Raw genomic sequence first — 17,596 nt, 5'->3', positions numbered from 1 at the left:
GAGCAGGTTTACCCGCGAATAGCTTCACCGGTGTAGGAGCGGGTTTACCCGCGAATGGCTTCACCGCGGTAGCGGCAGGCTAGTGGTGGACTTGATCTCGGAAAGCGCCACAATCGAGTTCACCTCCTGAATCCCCGGCACGTTCGACAGTTTTTCGAAGAAGAACCGCTCGTAGGCCTCGATGTCCGACGTGACGATACGCAGCAGAAAGTCCACAGCCCCCATCAGCACATAACACTCCATCACCTCAGGGAACCCGCGGATCGCCTCGGTGAACTCGGTGAAGTTGGAGCGCCCATGGGCGTTCAGTTTCACCTCGGCGAAAATCTGCGTGTTCAGGCCGACCTTCTTGCGGTCCAGCAAGGTCACCTGCCCACGAATCACCCCCTCTTCCTTCAAGCGCTGAATGCGCCGCCAGCACGGCGATTGCGACAGCCCGACGCGCTCGGCGATCTGTGCACTGGACAGCGAAGCATCCTCCTGCAGCAGTTCGAGGATGCGACGGTCGTAGGCGTCCAGCTCGCTGTGCATTTTTTATTCTCCACATCAGATTTTTTTGAATAAAAGAATTCACTAATAAGGCGAAATCACCCAATCATAGCGAAAAAATACCGCCACCAACGTGCAAGAATTTCTCCCTCATTTGCGGAGACCAGCATGAACGCACAGCCCCGTACCGACGCCTGGGCCGCCACCAACGCCCACAGCACCGTGCACTATCGCCTGCAGGCCGAGGCCGAGCCCGATAGCCTGTGCCGGGTGCTCAACCTGTTCGCCTTGCAGTTCCTGACCCCGCATAGCGTGCAGGTCAGCCAGCTGGATGACTGGCTGAATATCGAAATCGGCATTGGTGGGTTGAGCTGGCACCGGGCCGAGGTCATTGCACAGAAGCTGCGTAACCTGGTGTGTGTGGGTGAGGTGAGTCTGACCAACTTGCAGCGAGTGGCGTTGGCAGTGGTCTGACCCACCCTCTCTGCCGGGCCTGTACCGCATAGCACTAAAGGCCCGTGCGATCCCTTTAGGAACGGGTCCACCCGCGAAGCGTCCGATACAGGCGCAGCAAAATTCCGAAACCTTTCACCTCCGATAGCCTCCCGCCGCCCGGCTAGCCTTGATCAGCACTACCCGATCAGGCACGGACGCCAACCATGCACACCCCCGACAACCCTGCACTCGACCTCAAGCGCGTGCTTCAGGCCCTGCTCGCTGACCAGCACCTGCACGCCAGCGATACCCTGCAAGTACTCGAACACGCCGCCGCCCACCCCGCTAGCCACCCGCTGGAACACATCGCCGCCTGCAGCCTGGAAAGCCGCCAGCGTCCCGGCCAGCCCCTGGACCTGGAGCACCTTTGCCAGTGGCTGGCCGACAAGGTCGGACAACCCTACCTGCGCATCGACCCCATGCAACTCGACCTGCCCCAGGTCACCGGCCTGATCTCCCCAGCCTTCGCCCAGCGCCACGGCATCCTCATCGTCGCGGCCGATGCCTCCAGCGTCACCGTCGCCAGCGCCCAGCCTTTCCAGGATGACTGGCAGGCCGACCTGGCCCGCAGCCTCGGCCGGTCGATCCGTCGCGTACTGGCCAGCCCGCAGCAGATTCGTCAGTCAGCGCAGTCGTTCCACCGCCTGGCCCAGTCGGTAAAAGGCGCGCAGTACCAGCAGTCGGCCAGCCTGGGGGAGCTTGAGCAATTGCTTGAGCTGGGCAAACGCCAGGCCGAGGCCAGCGCAGACGACGCACACATCGTGCATATCGTCGACTGGCTGTTGCAGTACGCCATTGAGCAACGCGCCAGCGATATCCACCTGGAACCACGCCGCGAACAGGGCCAATTGCGCTACCGCATCGACGGCCTGCTGCACACCGTCTATGCCTTCCCCGCTGGGGTCACCCTGGCCCTCGTCAGCCGCCTGAAACACCTGGGCCGCATGGACGTTGCAGAGAAGCGCCGGCCGCAGGACGGCCGGCTGCAAAGCCGCCTGCCCGGTGGTGGCGAAGTGGAGCTGCGGCTTTCGACGCTGCCCACGCCGTTTGGCGAGAAACTGGTGCTGCGCCTGTTCGACCCGCAACAGTTGCAAGAAGGCTTCGACCGCCTTGGCCTGCACGGCCAGCAACTGGCCCAATGGCAGAGCCTGCTACGTCAACGCCAAGGCATCATCCTGGTCACCGGCCCCACCGGCTCCGGCAAGACCAGCACGCTGTACACCAGCCTCAAACTGCTGGCCACACCACAGGTCAACCTGTGCACCATCGAAGACCCGATCGAGCGTCTGGAACCAGCCTTCAACCAGCTGCAGGTGCAGCCCGCGCTGGACCTGGGGTTTGCCAACGCGGTCAGGGCCATGCTGCGCCAAGACCCCGACATCATCATGATCGGCGAAATCCGCGACCGCGAAACCGCCCTGGTGGCGGTGCAGGCAGCGCTGACCGGGCACCTGGTACTGTCGACCCTGCATACCAACGACGCCTGCGCAGCCATCACCCGCTTGCAAGAGCTGGGTGTGGCCGACTACCTGATCAAGGCGACGCTTATCGGGGTGATGGCCCAGCGCCTGGTGCGAACCGTCTGCACCGACTGCCAGGCAGGCTCATCAGCTACCTGCCGAGCCTGCCGCGGCACCGGCTTTCAGGGGCGCACGGGATTATTCGAACTGCTCGAGCCCAGCGACACCTTGCGCGCATTGATCGGCCCTGATGCCGACCTGACCCGTTTGCGGCGCCAGGCGCTGGCCGATGGCCTGGTTGACCTGCGCCGTTGCGGCGAGGCCAAAGTGGCCGCTGGGCAGACCCGTACCGAGGAAGTGCTGCGCGTCTGCAACTGACGAAAAGTCCTTTGTATTCAAGGAACTTGCCTTGCCTGTAAAGATCCAAGCGCGCATCTTCAATCATCACCCTTCGAGGTGTTTCAAAATGCGTCTCAAAACCGCCATTGCCGCGGCTACCTTGCTTTCGCTGCCTCTTGGCTCGGCCATGGCCGATACCTTCTGGCGTAACGTGATGACTTCCGGCGCTACCACGGCGTCAAGCTACCTGACCTCGCGGGATCACAAGCGGGTAGTGGCCGCGCAGGATGACGCCAGCAGTTTCGTCGCCAGCGAAGGCGCGATCCGCGGGCCGTTCCTGGAAGCGGCCATGCGCGAGGCACGGGCAGAGAACCCAGGGATGCAGGCTTCCGACATGGAGCTGGCCAATGCCATCCTGGCCAAGAATGCGGTAGCCGAGTAACTGCGTCGCCTGCTTCGCGGGTAAACCCGCTCCTACAGGTACCCGCGAAGCATCCAACACCAACCTCAGCGATAAGCCTCCACCGGCACACACGCACAGAACAGGTTCCTGTCCCCATATACGTTGTCTACCCGGTTCACCGCCGGCCAGTACTTGTGCTGGCGCACGTGAGCACTGGGGGCCACCGCCTGCTCCAGGCTATACGGCCTGTCCCACACCCCCAGCACATCAGCCAAGGTATGCGGTGCATGCTTCAGCGGGTTGTTCTCCGCTGGCCAGTTGCCCTGCTGTACCTCGTCAATTTCCGCTCGAATCGCCAGCATCGCCTCGACGAACCGGTCCAGCTCGGCCTTCGATTCACTCTCGGTCGGCTCCACCATCAGCGTGCCTGGCACCGGGAAGGACATGGTCGGTGCGTGGAAGCCATAGTCCATCAGGCGCTTGGCCACGTCCTCTTCGCTGATGCCTGTCAGTGCCTTCAACGGCCGTAGGTCGAGGATGCACTCATGCGCCACACGCTGGTTGCGTCCGCGGTAGAGCACCGGGAACGCCGCGCCCAACTGGCTGGCGAGATAGTTGGCCGAGAGGATAGCCACCTCGCTGGCGTCGGCCAGCTGCGGGCCCATCATGGCGATGTACATCCAGCTTATCGGCAAGATGCTTGCACTGCCCCAAGGGGCGGCGCTGACCGCGCTATTGTTCGGGTCCAACCCAGGCACCGGCACTACCGGGTGGCTGGCGACGAACGGCTTGAGGTGCGCGCGGATACCGATCGGCCCCATGCCTGGGCCGCCGCCACCGTGGGGAATGCAGAACGTCTTGTGCAGGTTCATGTGTGAAACATCGGCCCCAATGTCTGCGGGGCGCGCCAGGCCCACCTGGGCATTGAGGTTGGCACCGTCCATGTAAACCTGGCCGCCGTGCTGGTGCACCACATCGCAGATTTCGCGTATCCCCTCCTCGTACACACCGTGGGTCGAGGGGTAGGTGATCATCAGGCACGACAGACGCTCCCCGGCTGCGTGTGCCTTGGCTTTGAGGTCAGCCAGGTCGACGTTGCCATCGTTGTCGCAATCGACGATTACCACTTCCATGCCGGCCATCTGTGCCGACGCCGGGTTGGTGCCGTGGGCCGACGACGGGATCAGGCACAACGTGCGCATCGGCTGATGGCGGCTGCGGTGATAGCGCGTGATGGCCATCAGGCCGGCGTATTCACCCTGAGCACCGGAGTTGGGCTGCATGCAGATCGCATCGAAGCCGGTGATCGCGCACAGCCAGCTTTCCAGTTCGTCGATCATCGCCTTGTAGCCTGCTGCCTGGGCCGCCGGGGCGAACGGATGCAGTTGAGCAAAGCCGGGCCAGGTGATGGGGATCATCTCACTGGTGGCGTTGAGTTTCATGGTGCACGAGCCCAACGGGATCATCGACTGGTTAAGCGCCAGGTCCTTGTTCTCTAGCTGCTTGAGATAGCGCAGCATCTCTGTTTCGCTGTGATGCAGGTTGAACACGGGGTGGACGAGAAATGGTGTGCGTCGCACCAGGCTGGCAGGGATACCTTCAGGCAGGGCCAACTGGTCGAGGGCGTTGATTTCCAGGCCATGATCCACCCCCAGGAAGATGTCGAGCAGGCGCAGCACCGTCTGTTCGTTGCAGGTTTCGTCCAGGCTCACCCCCAGGTGCCCGCGACCGAGAATACGCAAATTGATGTGCGCGGCCTCGGCGCTTTCAATGATGGCCGCCTGGGCACCGCCAACATCCAGGGTAAGGGTGTCGAAGAAGTGCTGATTGAGGCGTTTGATGCCTTTGGCCTCGAGGCCGGCAGCCAGGATGAAGGTCAGCCGGTGCACACGCTGAGCGATGCGCTGCAGGCCTTCCGGGCCATGGTAAACCGCGTAGAAGCCAGCAATGTTGGCCAGCAGCACCTGGGCCGTGCAGATGTTGGAATTGGCCTTTTCGCGGCGAATATGCTGCTCGCGGGTCTGCAGGGCCATCCGTAGTGCGGTGTTGCCACGGGCATCGCGTGACACGCCGATGATGCGTCCCGGCATAGCCCGCTTGTAGTCGTCGCGACAGGCGAAGTAGGCCGCGTGAGGCCCGCCGTAACCCATCGGCACACCAAAGCGCTGGGTCGAGCCCAGCACTACATCGGCGCCCAGTTCTCCGGGCGGCGCCAACACTACCAGGCTGAGCAAGTCCGCGGCCACGCAGGCCAAGGCCTGCTGGCTGTGCACCTGGTCGATCAGCGGGCGCAAGTCGCGCACTTTACCGTGGGTGTCGGGGTACTGCAGCAAAGCACCGAACACCGAGTGTTTGGCAAGGTTATCCACAGAGTCGACGATCAGCTCGAAGCCGAAGCCCTCGGCGCGGGTCTTGAGTACCGAAAGGGTCTGCGGATGGCAGTGCTCGTCGGCGAAGAAGGCGTTGCTCTTGTTGCGTGCCACCCGCTTGGCCAGGGCCATGGCTTCGGCGGCAGCGGTGGCTTCATCGAGCAGCGAGGCATTGGCCAGAGCCAGGCCAGTGAGGTCGATGACCATTTGCTGGAAGTTCAGCAGCGCCTCCAGCCGGCCTTGGGCAATTTCGGGTTGGTATGGCGTGTAGGCGGTGTACCAGCCAGGGTTCTCCAGCACGTTGCGCAGGATGACTGTGGGGGTGATGGTGCCGTGGTAGCCCATGCCGATGAGGCTGGTCCAGACCTGGTTCTGTTCGGCGTAGCCGGCGAGCTTGGCCAGGGCGGCTTGCTCGTCCAGTGCCGCAGGCAGGTTGAGGGGGCGATTGAGGCGGATGTCTGGCGGAACGGTTTGCTCGATCAGTTCGTTGCGGCTGTTGATACCCAGCGCGTTGAGCATGGCCTGCTGCTCTGCGGCATCGGGGCCCAGGTGGCGGCGCAAAAATGGGTTGAGCTCTTGCAGTTGATGCAGGGATGGCGACTGGGACATGACGACGCTCTCTTCCTAGACCAGGTCTCATGGAGACTTACAAGTCTAGGAAGGGATTGCCGATTGTGCGGGGAAACTTGTCTGCAGGCCCGGCCTCTTCGCGGCTAAAGCCGCTCCTACAGGGGCTGCACCCGCCTCGAATGCAGTGCTGTACCCGTGTAGGAGGCTTTAGCCGCGAAGCAGGCGACGCGGTCTTACTCGCCAATCAGGGCCTTGTAGCCAGCAGCATCCAGCAACTTGTCCAGCTCGGCCGGGTTGCTTGGCTTCAATTTGAAGATCCACGAATCGTAAGGCTCTTCGTTGAGCAGTTCCGGGCTCTCAGCCAGCTCTTCGTTGACCGCAATCACTTCGCCACCGACCGGGGCGTAGATGTCCGAAGCGGCCTTGACCGACTCCACCACACCCGCAGGGTCGCCAGCGCCAAACACTTTGCCGACTTCGGCCAGTTCGACGAACACCACATCACCCAAGGCTTGCTGGGCGTGATCGCTGATACCCACGGTCACACTACCGTCGGCTTCCAGGCGAGCCCACTCATGGCTTTCGGCAAAACGCAGGTCGGCGGGGATATTGCTCATGTCTTGAATTCCTCGATTGGCTCAGCGGTACGCCCGCCGGTTATAAATTGTTCAGATCAGGATCTTGCCGTGGCGCACGAAGGTCGGTTTGACCACCCGCACCGGGTACCACTTGCCGCGAATTTCCACCTCGGCCCGATCACCGGTAGCCATAGGCACGCGCGCCAACGCAATGGACTTGCTCAGCGTAGGCGAGAAACTACCACTGGTGATCTCCCCTTCGCCAATACCGGCGACACGTACTACCTGATGGGCACGCAGTACACCGCGCTCTTCCAGCACCAGACCCACCAGTTTTTCTTGCACGCCGTGCTCGATTTCCGCAAGCAGGCCGGCACGGCCGATGAAGTCGCGCTCGGCCGGTTCCCAGGCGATGCTCCAGCCCAGATTGGAGGTGAGCGGGGTGTGGTTTTCGTCGATGTCCTGGCCGTACAGATTCATGCCGGCTTCCAGGCGCAGGGTATCGCGGGCGCCCAGGCCGCTTGGGGCGATACCGGCGCCGACCAGGTCGTTGAAGAAGGCCACCGCCTGATCGCCCGGGAAGATGATCTCCAGGCCGTCCTCACCGGTATAGCCGGTGCGGGCAATGAACCAGTCGCCGTCGGCAACGCCCTCGAACGGGCGCAGTTCGCGGATGAGTGCAGCGCGCGCGGGGCTGAGCAAGGCCGCGACCTTTTCGCGGGCACGCGGCCCCTGGATGGCAAGGATGGCCAGATCAGGGCGGACCTGGAAGTCCACGGAAAAACCGGCACGTTGCAATTGCAGCCAATCGAGCACCTTGGCACGGGTGGCGGCATTGGTGACCAGGCGATAGCCGGTTTCCGTGCGGTAGACAATCAGATCATCGATCACCCCGCCCTGTTCGTTCAGCAGCGGGCTATACAGCGCCTTGCCGGTGTCGTCGAGGCGGGCCACGTCGTTGGCCAGCAGACGCTGCAGCCAAACAGTGGCATCAGTGCCGTCGACATCGATCACCGTCATATGAGAAACATCGAAGACGCCGCAATCGCTGCGCACCTGATGGTGCTCCTCGACCTGCGAGCCATAGTGCAGGGGCATGTCCCAGCCACCGAAATCGACCGTCTTGGCGCCTAGCGCCAGGTGCAGGTCATACAAAAGCGTGCGCTGTCCCATGGGTTTCTCCTTCCGGGCGTGGCGAAGCGGCGGCGGTCGATGACGTTGGGTCGTCAGCTTTTCTTGTTACTCACACCCGCCGCGCGAATGCCGCGCATTGTAGCCGCAAGGTCGCTAGCTGACATCCTCAGTGACTGTGACCGGGTCGACGTGCCGAACGGCGAATCAGGCCGATGACCGGTAGCAGCCCCACCAATACCAAGGTCAGTGCCGGCAGCGAGGCTCGGGCCCACTCGCCCTCGCTGGTCATCTCGAACACCCGCACGGCGAGGGTGTCCCAGCCGAACGGCCGCATCAGCAAGGTGGCGGGCATTTCCTTGAGCACGTCGACGAACACCAGCAGCGCGGCACTAAGGGCACCGGGCACCAGCAGCGGCAGATATACCTTGAAAAACAATCTTGCGCCGCCAACGCCCAGGCTGCGCGAGGCTTCGGGGAGTGACGGGCGGATACGCTCCAGGCTGCTCTCCAGCGGCCCGTAGGCCACCGCGATGAAGCGCACCAGGTAGGCCAGCAGCAACGCCGAGAGGCTGCCTAGCAGCAGCGGCTTGCCGGCGCCGCCCAGCCAGCTGGACAGCGGAATGACCAGGTGGTTGTCGAGGTAACTGAAGGCCAGCATGATCGACACCGCCAACACCGAACCGGGCAGGGCATACCCCAGATTGGCCAGGCCAACCCCGGCGCGGATACCGCCCGTCGGTGCCTGGCGCCGGGCAAAGGCCAGCAGCAACGCCACGCATACCGTGACCAGCGCCGCCATGCTGCCCAGGTACAGGGTGTGCAGCACCAGGCCGACATAACGCTCATCCAGGTCATGCCGGCCGCGTTGCCAGAACCACGCCAGCAACTGCAGCAGCGGGATGACGAAAGCGCAGGCGAACACCAGCAGGCACCAGCCACTGGCCAGCAGCGCCTTGAGACCACGCAGTTGATAAAGCGCCTGCACGCGTGGTCGCTCGTTGCCACTGCGGCTGGCACCACGGGCGCGGCGCTCGCCGTACAGCACCAGCATCACCGCCAGCAGCAGCAAGCTGGCCAGCTGGGCCGCACTGGACAAGCTGAAGAAGCCGTACCAGGTCTTGTAGATAGCCGTGGTGAAGGTGTCGAAGTTGAATACGGCCACTGCACCGAAGTCGGCCAGGGTTTCCATCAGCGCCAGGGCGATACCGGCACCGATCGCCGGCCGCGCCATGGGCAGGGCCACCCGCCAGAACGCCTGCAGGGGTGACAACCCAAGTACCCGCGCCGCCTCCATCAGCCCCTTGCCCTGAGCCAGGAAGGCCGTGCGTGCCAACAAGTAGACATAGGGGTAGAACACCAGCACCAGAACGGTGATTACCCCTCCGGTGGAACGCACCCGGGGCAGGCGCATTGGCCCGAACACCTCGCGCAGGGCGCTTTGCACCGGGCCGGCAAAGTCCAGCAGGCCGACGAAGACAAACGCCAGCACGTAGGCCGGGATGGCGAACGGTAACATCAGCGCCCAGTCCAGCCAGCGTCGACCAGGGAAGTCGCAGAGGCTGGTGAGCCAGGCCAGGCTGACGCCCAGTACGGTGACACCAATGCCCACACCCACCACCAGGGTCAGGGTATTGCCGAGCAGGCGGCCCATCTGGGTGTCGAGCAGGTGGGACCAGATCTGCAGGTCGATGGATTGCCAGGACAGCAGCAGCACGCTCAGGGGCAGCAGCACCAAGGCGGCGATCAGGGAGACCGGGAGGTACCAGCGGCGTTGGGGGGTGTGGGGCAAGGCTGAAATCTCGAGTGCGATGGCGACCGCTGCGCGGTCGTTCGCGGGTAAACCCGCTCCTACGGGGACCGCGCAAGGCAGTGCAGATCCTGTAGGAGCGGGTTTACCCGCGAAAGGGCCCTAAGGGGCCCAAAGAGGATAAAGCCTGGCGCTTAGTTGTAGCCAGCACGATCCATCAAGCGGATGGCTTCAGCCTGGCGCTTGCCGGCAATTTCCACCGGAATGCTGTCGGCCTTGAAGCTGCCCCACGCCGCCACTTCCTCCGATGGTTTCACCTTCGGGTTGGCCGGGAATTCCTGGTTGATGTCAGCAAACAGCTTCTGAGCTTCTTCGCCGGTCATCCATTCAACCAGTTTCTTCGCGGCTTCCGGGTGTGGCGCGTGCTTGGTCAGGCCGATACCCGAGAGGTTCACGTGAACGCCACGGTCACCCTGGTTGGGCCAGAAGATCTTCACCGGCAGGTTCGGGTTCTGCTTGTGCAGACGGCCGTAATAGTAGGTGTTGACCACGCCCACATCACACTGCCCGGCCTCGATGGCCTGGATCACCGCGTTGTCGTCGGAGAACACATCGGTGGACAGGTTGTTGACCCAACCTTTGACGATTTGCTCGGTCTTGGCCTCACCGTGGGTTTCAATCAGGGTGGCGGTCAGCGACTGGTTGTACACCTTCTTTGCCGTGCGCAGGCACAGACGGCCTTCCCACTGTTTGTCAGCCAGGGCTTCGTAGGTGCTCAATTCTTCGGGTTTGACCCGCTCGGTGGAGTAGATGATGGTGCGGGCGCGCAGGCTCAGGCCGGTCCAGTCGTGCGACGAGGCGCGGTACTGCGACGGGATGTTCTGGTCGATGACGTCGGACTCGATCGGCTGCAGGATGCCCATCTGCTCGGCCTGCCACAGGTTGCCTGCATCGACGGTCAGCAGCAGGTCGGCCACGCCGTTGTCGCCCTCAGCCTTGATGCGCTGCATCAGCGGGGCTTCCTTGTCGGTAATGAACTTGATCTTGACGCCGGTCTTGGCGGTATAGGCATCGAACACCGGCTTGATCAGCTCGTCGATGCGCGAGGAGTACACCACCACTTCGTCCGCTGCCTGGGCAGTGCCGCCGAACAGGGTCAGGGCCAAGGCGGCCAGTAGGGGCTTGCGTGGCAACATTTTAAGCACTCCTCGATCGTATGAGAGGTGCGAATGGTAGTGAATCCCATTTTCTGGCTCACCTACCTAGGCGTTACCGGATGTTGCAAAGGACTGCTACGCAGCCCCGCCGCTCTCAAGCCTTGGCCAGATCCGGCAGGTCACCACTTAAACCCAACGCCTGGCGCACAAACATCGCCTTGGCCTCCGGCATCTGCTCTACCAGTTTCAACCCGCTGTTACGCAACCAGCGCAACGGCAGCGGATCAGCCTGGAACAACCGTTCAAACCCTTCCATTGCCGCCATTAGCGCCAGGTTGTGCGGCATACGCCGCCGCTCGTAACGGCTCAGCACCTTCACATCCGCCAACCGCTCACCACGCTCGCAAGCATTGACCAGTACCTCGGCCAGCACCGCAGCGTCGAGGAAGCCGAGGTTCACACCCTGCCCGGCCAGCGGGTGGATGGTGTGCGCGGCATCGCCGATCAACGCCAGGCCTTCACCCACATAGCGCTTGGCGTGGCGCTGGCGTAGCGGCACGCATACCCTTGGGTCGGCCTGCAACACTTGGCCCAGGCGGCCCTCGAAGGCACGTTCCAGAGCCTGCAGGAAGGCAGCTTCATCCAGCGCCATCAGTTGCTCGGCATGCTCCGGGGTGGTCGACCAGACGATCGAGCACCAGTCCTGCTGGCCATCGCGGGTCAACGGCAGGAAAGCCAGCGGACCTTCGTCAGTGAAACGCTGCCAGGCCGTGGCCTGGTGCCCGGCGCTGCAACGCACGCTGGTGACAATGGCATGGTGCAGGTAATCCCATTCGCGGGTTTCGCAGCCGGCCAGACGCCGCACCGCCGAATTGGCACCGTCGGCAGCGATCACCAATGGCGCACGCAGTTGCCGGCCATCCGCCAGGGTCAGTAGCCACTCATCGCCAGAGCGGCGTAACTGCTCCAGCCGCGCATTGGCCAGCAGGCCGATGTCGCTGTCATGCAGGCGCTCCAGCAGGCCGTCCTGCACCACGCGGTTCTCGACGATATGGCCAAGCACCTGAGCATGCACACTGGCCGCCGAGAAGTGAATCTGACCGGTGCCGCTGCCATCCCACACATGCATGTCGGAGTACGGCGTGGCGCGCCGCTGGGCAATGCCGTCCCAAGCGCCAAGGCGCTCGAGGATGCGCTGGCTGGCCGCCGACAGCGCGCTGACACGCGGCTCGAACGGGGCCTGGGCATCGAAGGGTCCGACCGTCAGCGGGCCACCATCGAGCAACAGGATTTGCAGGCCACTGTGGCGCAACGCCAGGGCCAGGGCGCTGCCGACCATACCGGCACCGACAATCAACAGATCTGCGCGCATTTCCATGCCTTACGCCAGCCTCGCTTGCGGCTTGAGCCGCACGTATAGGGTTTTATCGACCCGCGCCACCAACTCGCCGGCGCCATCGCGGATATCGACCTGCAAACGCGGCAGGCATTTCTTGCCGGTGGCGGCCTGCTGGCGGATTTCCTGCAGCAGCGCATCATCGACGTGGAATTCGGCATACACCGGGCCTTTGCCCGGCGAGATGAAGTCGATGCTGGCGGCCTTGTCCCAGACGATGTAGTCACGCCCCAGCTGCTCGATCAGCAGCAGCATGTAGAATGGGTCGACCATGGCATACAGGCTGCCACCGAACTGGGTGCCGACGTAATTGCGGTTCCAGCGGGTCAGCTTCATCGCCACCTTGACGCTACGCAGGTCCGGGCTGATGTGCTGCACACGGATACCGGCACCCAGGTACGGTGGGTAGAGGTTCAGCAGCCAGCGCAGCATGCGCGCCCGACGCGCCAGTTTACGCGGGTTGCTCATGCCCGGCCCCGCGGATCAGGACGGGTGCCCAGGCCCATGGCCTGACGGGCGAACCAGCTTTTTGCCGGTGGCAACAGGTCGAGCCCGAGCAGGCCCAGGTTGCGCCCGGCAGTCAGCAACGGCTGATTGCTGCCGAACAGGCGGGTGACCTGATCGGAGAAGCCGATGGTCATCACCTGGTCCAGGCGCTGGCGCTGGTGATAGGCCTGCAGCGTGGTCAGGTCGCCAGGCTGCTGTGGACCTGCCAGCAGCGCTTCGGCCAGGGATTGCACGTCACGCAGCGACAGATTGAAACCCTGGCCCGCGATGGGGTGCAGGCTGTGTGCTGCGTTGCCCAGCACCACCAGGTGCGGCCGCACCTGCTCCTGCGCCTCGATCAAGGACAGCGGGTAGAGGTGCCGTGCGCCCACCTGGCGCAGCGCGCCCAGGCGGTAGCCGAACACGCCCTGCAGTTCGCGCAGGAAGCTGCGCTCGTCGATGTCGGCCAGGCGCCGCGCATCCATGCCCTGACGGGTCCACACCAATGCGCAGCGGTTTTCCGGCAACGGCAGCAAGGCCATGGGGCCCTCTTCGGTGAAGCGCTCGAAAGCCTGGCCGCCGTGGGCCTCACCCGGGGTAATGTTGGCGATCAACGCGCTCTGCTGGTAAGGCGTGTGACGCACATGGATACCCAACTGCTCGCGCAAGCCGGAGCGGCCACCATCGGCCAGTACCGCTAGGTCACATTCCAGCTGGGTATCGTCGTTCAGCCGCAGGCGATAACCGCGTTCGATGGCCTGCATCGAGGTCACTTCCGCCGGGCAGCGCCAGCTCACCACCTCGCTGTCCAGCCCTTGCCACAGGCACTGGCCGAGCCAGGCGTTTTCCACCACGTAACCCAGCGCTGGTACGCCCTCTTCCAGGGCATCCAGGCGGGTGGCGCCAAAGCGACCACGGTCGGAAACGTGAATCTGCCGGATAGGCTCGGCGCGGCGGCCGATGGCCTGCCACAGGCCCAACTGTTGATAAATCTGCTGGGTGCCGAATGACAACGCCGACGAGCGTGCATCGTAACTGGGCTGGTAGTTGTCGCCGGGGGCGAACGGCTCGATCAGCAGGATCTTCCAGCCGCGCGCCTTGGCGCCGGCCTGCAGGGCCAAAGCCAGGCTTGCGCCAACCAGGCCGCCGCCAATGATCGCCAGGTTCACCCGGCTCATGCCACGGCCTTGCGGGCAGCCTGCATCAGCGCCTCGATCTCGGCGACCGTACGGGGCACGCCCGAAGTCAGGATTTCACAACCTTGCCTGGTCACTACCACGTCGTCCTCGATCCTTACCCCAATACCGCGCCACTTTTTGGCCACGGCCTGATTGTCGGCGCCAATGTAGATACCCGGCTCCACGGTCAGCGCCATGCCGGGTTCCAGTACCCGCCACTCGCCGCCCACCTTGTACTCGCCTACGTCGTGCACATCCATGCCCAGCCAGTGCCCGGCGCGGTGCATGTAGAAGGCGCGATACGCTTCGCTGTCGATCAGCGCCTGCACTTCCCCTTCGAGCAAGCCCAGCTCCACCAGGCCCGCAGTGATGACCCGCACGGTCGCCTCATGGGCGTGGTTCCAGTGCTTGCCGGGGGCTATTTCGGCAAACGCCGCCGCCTGCGCCTTGAGCACCAGTTCGTAGATGGCCTTCTGCTCGGGCGAAAACCGCCCACTGACCGGAAAGGTGCGGGTGATGTCGCTGGCATAGCAGTCGATTTCGCAGCCGGCGTCGATCAGCACCAGGTCGCCATCCTTGAGCGGCGCATCGTTCTGTTGATAGTGCAGGATGCAGCCATTGCGCCCGGCCGCAACGATCGAGCCGTAGGCCGGCATCTTCGCCCCGCCCTTGCGGAATTCGTAATCCAGTTCGGCTTCCAGGCTGTACTCGTGCAGCCCGGCCCGGCAGGCCTGCATGGCCCGCACGTGGGCTCGCGCAGAAATGTCTGCGGCAGCACGCATCACCTTCACTTCCGCCGCCGATTTATACAGGCGCATATCGTGCAGCAGATGATCCAGCGCAACGAACTCGTTCGGAGGCTGGGCGCCCAGGCGTGCCTTGGAGCGGATAACGTTGATCCAGTCCATCAGCCGGCGATCGAACTCCGGGTTGCTTCCCATGGCGCTGTAGACCCGCTCGCGGCCTTCGATCAGGCCAGGCAGGATCTCGTCGATATCCGTGATGGGGAAGGCATCGTCGGCGCCGAAATCACGCACCGCCCCTTCCTGGCCGGCCCGCAGGCCGTCCCACAGCTCGCGCTCAGGGTTGCGTTCACGGCAGAACAGCACGTACTCGCCATGCTCGCGCCCTGGAATCAAAGCAATCACCGCCTCGGGCTCCGGGAAGCCGCTGAGGTACTGGAAGTCGCTGTCCTGGCGGTACACGTGCTCGACGTCGCGATTGCGGATGGCAACTGCGGCGGCGGGCAGAATGGCGATGCTGTTGGGGACCATCTGCGCCATCAGCGCCTTGCGCCGACGGGCATATTCGGCCTTGGGAATGTGGCTCATGGGCAGACTACCCCTGGTTGATCAGTGCAGCGACGGCTTGGGCGCGGGTGCGGCCGGCTTGGCCAGTTCGGAGAACAGCAGCAGGGGCGCCACGCGCAGGTATTCCATGACTTCCATGTAGTCGCTCTCGCCGTCTTCGGACTCTTCGAGCGCCTCCTGGACCTGCGAAATGGCCACCAGGTCCTGCAGCACTTCCTTGGCCTCGTCGGACAAGTCCTTACCGCCAGCGTTCAGGCCGAAACCGGTCACGAAGCCTTGGCACCACTGGCCCAGCGCGGTGGCGCGGTCGCTCAGTGCAGCATCATCGGAAGGCAGCAGCAGGACGATCGCCATGTCGTCGCTGGTCAGCTCGCCCTTGACCATTTCCTGCAAGCCGACCAAGGCATTGCGGACACTGTCACCAGGCTCGGTTTCCAGCAGTTGGGCGGCATCGGCCAACCAGGCATCGGCATCGAAGCCGGCGCCGGCGCAGCTGCGGCCAATCAGCAGGCCGTGCAGTTCGGCCGGGGTGACGGGATGACCATTGCTCGAGAGCAGCATGGCGAAGGCGATGTAGGGCGATTGAGTATTGGGCATGGGCAGCTAGGCGCCAGACGGCGCAATGTCTAGAATGAAGACCTTGTATCCTAGCATCGGCAGGCGCGCCAAGACTATCGGCACTGGCCGTTGCCGCCCAGGGAGAGGCATCATCGCCAGGTGCCTCAACGACGGAGCGAATCGAGTGCAACCCACGCAAGAGAACGACCTGCAGGCACTGATGAGCCGATTCGAGTTGCTGATCGAACGCATCGAGCAACTAAAACGGCAAAATGCACTCCTAGTAGCTCAGGAAAAATCCTGGCGCGAAGAGCGCGCCCACCTCATCGAAAAGAACGAGATCGCCAAGCGCAAAGTCGAGTCGATGATTTTACGCCTCAAGGCTCTGGAGCAAGACTCATGAGTTCAAGCAATAGCGTCACTGTGCAGATCCTCGACAAGGAATACTCGATCATCTGCCCGCCGGAAGAGCGCAACAACCTGGTCAGCGCTGCGCGCTACCTGGATGGCAAAATGCGCGAAATCCGCAGCAGCGGCAAGGTGATCGGTGCCGACCGCATCGCGGTCATGGCAGCGTTGAACATTACCCACGAAATGCTGCACCGCCAGGAAGACCGCAACGATGCGCCGGTCAGCGGCACAAACCGCGAGCAGGTGCGCGACCTGCTGGATCGGGTGGATAAGGCTTTGTCCGACGACACGGATACCAAAATCGGCTGAGATTGGTATACTGGCGCCACTCCCTGGGGGATGCGCCAGTCGGTTATGTCCCTGAGCCGATACGCACAACCACGGGGGTTGCACGCTGGGGCCGGTGTGCATGTCCGCTCGACGGAAAGCCTTAACGCCCCCTGCAATCTCCACCTTGAACTTTCGGGTTCAAGGGCTACACCGATAGCGGTCTTATCGGGGAGCCTGAATTTTCTTGCCCGCCCTCCCCGGCGGGCAATTCGTTTTGGCCGACTTTATTCAAGCTTTGTACGAATAGTCACCGCGCAGGCACTTTTCGTATAAGGCAGCACATCTGGGACCGCCTGTGCCATGACCGAAACCGTGCCGCTCACCCGCCCCCAGCTACGTCGCCTGCTTCGCAATGCCCGCCGCGCCCTTACCCCTGCGCAGCAACGCCAGGCCACCCTCGGCCTGTACCGCCAACTGGCGCAACACCCCTTGTTCCGCCGCGCCCGCCACATCGCCCTGTACCTGCCCAACGACGGTGAAATCGACCCTCGCCTGCTGATGCGCGAAGCCCAGCGTCGCGGCAAGCGCACCTACCTGCCGGTGCTGCACGCCTGGCCGCGCACGCGCATGGTGTTCCAGCTTTTTGAGCAGGGTGAGAAGCTCAAGCCCAACCGCTTCCGTATTCCAGAGCCGATAATCGATCGCAAACGCCAACGGCCAATCTGGGCGCTGGATCTGATTCTGCTACCGCTGGTCGGTTTTGACGAAGTGGGCGGACGCCTGGGAATGGGCGGTGGCTTCTATGATCGCAGCCTGGCCTACCAGGCGCGTCGGCAAACCTGGAAAAAACCGTTGCTGCTGGGGCTGGCGCATGAATGCCAGAAGGTCGAGCGGCTGGCGCAAGCCAGTTGGGACGTACCGCTGCAGGGCACGGTCTCTGACCGTGGCTGGTACCTGGCGCCACGTTGAGCGGCGCCAGCGGGGATATCAACGTTGTGGCTGGCCGGCGTCTACCGGCATCTGATAGGCGCTGTCCAGCTTGCGCTCCCAGAACCCTTGCGCATAACCGGTAGTGACCACACCCAGGCCAAAAATGAACACCAGGATCCACAGTAGATCCGGCTTTTTACGTTGATTCATCGAAGATTGCCCCCCAGGCAAACTGTTCTGTACTCGGCGACATTCTGGGTACCGCCGGTGCACGCGCTTTAAACGGTGCGCATTTTCCGACAACATGCGTCCGCAC

At 63.3% G+C, this 17,596-nt stretch carries 18 protein-coding genes and 1 other RNA gene; 7 read left to right on the top strand and 12 right to left on the bottom strand.

All coding sequences use genetic code 11. From position 1 onward, the window contains the following. Positions 1-60: 60 nt before the first annotated feature. Positions 61-531: an Lrp/AsnC family transcriptional regulator gene (locus INQ47_RS06220; protein ID WP_252460457.1), complete on the bottom strand. Its 471-nt coding sequence runs from the start codon at positions 529-531 to the stop codon at positions 61-63. A 126-nt stretch (positions 532-657) separates the two neighbouring features. Here INQ47_RS06220 and INQ47_RS06215 point away from each other — a divergent pair, with 126 nt between their 5' ends. The 3 genes from INQ47_RS06215 (at position 658) to INQ47_RS06205 (ending at position 3,225) form a co-directional block, all read left to right on the top strand. After that, positions 658-963 (top strand): hypothetical protein, encoded by a 306-nt coding sequence (locus INQ47_RS06215; RefSeq protein ID WP_252460456.1) that lies wholly within the window; start codon positions 658-660, stop codon positions 961-963. Positions 964-1,148: 185 nt separating this feature from the next. Then, on the top strand, positions 1,149-2,822 hold the full coding sequence (locus INQ47_RS06210) for a GspE/PulE family protein (RefSeq protein ID WP_404701332.1): 1,674 nt from the start codon (positions 1,149-1,151) through the stop codon (positions 2,820-2,822). An 88-nt stretch (positions 2,823-2,910) separates the two neighbouring features. Continuing rightward, positions 2,911-3,225, top strand: coding sequence for a DUF2388 domain-containing protein (locus INQ47_RS06205; protein ID WP_176682818.1), 315 nt, complete (start codon positions 2,911-2,913; stop codon positions 3,223-3,225). 65 nt (positions 3,226-3,290) lie between these two features. Here INQ47_RS06205 and gcvP read toward each other — a convergent pair whose 3' ends face one another. From gcvP to INQ47_RS06155, 10 genes are all read right to left on the bottom strand, one after another. Beyond that, complete coding sequence (gene gcvP / locus INQ47_RS06200) at positions 3,291-6,164, bottom strand: aminomethyl-transferring glycine dehydrogenase (protein WP_404701331.1); 2,874 nt, start codon at positions 6,162-6,164, stop codon at positions 3,291-3,293. Positions 6,165-6,358: 194 nt separating this feature from the next. Beyond that, complete coding sequence (gene gcvH, locus INQ47_RS06195) at positions 6,359-6,742, bottom strand: glycine cleavage system protein GcvH (protein WP_252460453.1); 384 nt, start codon at positions 6,740-6,742, stop codon at positions 6,359-6,361. 51 nt (positions 6,743-6,793) lie between these two features. Further along, positions 6,794-7,876 (bottom strand): glycine cleavage system aminomethyltransferase GcvT, encoded by a 1,083-nt coding sequence (gene gcvT / locus INQ47_RS06190; protein ID WP_252460452.1) that lies wholly within the window; start codon positions 7,874-7,876, stop codon positions 6,794-6,796. A 127-nt stretch (positions 7,877-8,003) separates the two neighbouring features. Beyond that, entirely contained in the window at positions 8,004-9,626 is a 1,623-nt protein-coding gene (locus INQ47_RS06185) for an iron ABC transporter permease (RefSeq protein ID WP_252460451.1), read from the bottom strand. Positions 9,627-9,778: 152 nt separating this feature from the next. Beyond that, positions 9,779-10,780 (bottom strand): extracellular solute-binding protein, encoded by a 1,002-nt coding sequence (locus tag INQ47_RS06180; protein ID WP_012054051.1) that lies wholly within the window; start codon positions 10,778-10,780, stop codon positions 9,779-9,781. A gap of 115 nt (positions 10,781-10,895) precedes the next feature. Continuing rightward, positions 10,896-12,113: a 2-octaprenyl-3-methyl-6-methoxy-1,4-benzoquinol hydroxylase gene (locus INQ47_RS06175; protein ID WP_404701330.1), complete on the bottom strand. Its 1,218-nt coding sequence runs from the start codon at positions 12,111-12,113 to the stop codon at positions 10,896-10,898. A gap of 9 nt (positions 12,114-12,122) precedes the next feature. After that, entirely contained in the window at positions 12,123-12,605 is a 483-nt protein-coding gene (locus INQ47_RS06170; protein ID WP_404701329.1) for a DUF4442 domain-containing protein, read from the bottom strand. Next, positions 12,602-13,801 carry a 2-octaprenyl-6-methoxyphenyl hydroxylase gene (ubiH, locus tag INQ47_RS06165; RefSeq protein ID WP_404701328.1) on the bottom strand — a complete coding sequence of 400 codons (1,200 nt, stop codon included), beginning with the start codon at positions 13,799-13,801 and terminating at the stop codon, positions 12,602-12,604. The genes INQ47_RS06170 and ubiH overlap by 4 nt, the downstream gene beginning before the upstream one ends. Further along, positions 13,798-15,132 (bottom strand): Xaa-Pro aminopeptidase, encoded by a 1,335-nt coding sequence (gene pepP, locus INQ47_RS06160; RefSeq protein ID WP_252460447.1) that lies wholly within the window; start codon positions 15,130-15,132, stop codon positions 13,798-13,800. The genes ubiH and pepP overlap by 4 nt, the downstream gene beginning before the upstream one ends. A gap of 21 nt (positions 15,133-15,153) precedes the next feature. Continuing rightward, positions 15,154-15,708, bottom strand: a complete 555-nt coding sequence (locus INQ47_RS06155) for a YecA family protein (RefSeq protein WP_404701327.1) — start codon at positions 15,706-15,708, stop codon at positions 15,154-15,156. 181 nt (positions 15,709-15,889) lie between these two features. Between INQ47_RS06155 and INQ47_RS06150 the strand changes: the two genes are divergently transcribed. From INQ47_RS06150 to INQ47_RS06135, 4 genes are all read left to right on the top strand, one after another. After that, a complete protein-coding gene (locus tag INQ47_RS06150) occupies positions 15,890-16,072 on the top strand; it encodes a TIGR02449 family protein (RefSeq protein ID WP_031322377.1) in 183 nt (60 codons plus the stop codon). Next, a complete protein-coding gene (locus INQ47_RS06145) occupies positions 16,069-16,389 on the top strand; it encodes a cell division protein ZapA (protein WP_003253687.1) in 321 nt (106 codons plus the stop codon). The genes INQ47_RS06150 and INQ47_RS06145 overlap by 4 nt, the downstream gene beginning before the upstream one ends. Positions 16,390-16,406: 17 nt before the next feature. Beyond that, positions 16,407-16,586: non-coding RNA, 6S RNA (gene ssrS, locus INQ47_RS06140), on the top strand. A gap of 124 nt (positions 16,587-16,710) precedes the next feature. Beyond that, positions 16,711-17,319: a 5-formyltetrahydrofolate cyclo-ligase gene (locus INQ47_RS06135; protein WP_176682825.1), complete on the top strand. Its 609-nt coding sequence runs from the start codon at positions 16,711-16,713 to the stop codon at positions 17,317-17,319. Positions 17,320-17,337: 18 nt separating this feature from the next. Here the strand turns inward: INQ47_RS06135 and INQ47_RS06130 are convergent, their stop codons facing one another. Further along, positions 17,338-17,490, bottom strand: a complete 153-nt coding sequence (locus INQ47_RS06130) for a hypothetical protein (RefSeq protein WP_176682826.1) — start codon at positions 17,488-17,490, stop codon at positions 17,338-17,340. Positions 17,491-17,596: the final 106 nt, after the last annotated feature.

The organism is Pseudomonas sp. 3HC3 (assembly GCF_044904505.1).
In the GTDB taxonomy this organism is placed as follows: domain Bacteria; phylum Pseudomonadota; class Gammaproteobacteria; order Pseudomonadales; family Pseudomonadaceae; genus Aquipseudomonas; species Aquipseudomonas putida_Y.
This window is presented reverse-complemented; position numbering and strand designations above follow the sequence as displayed.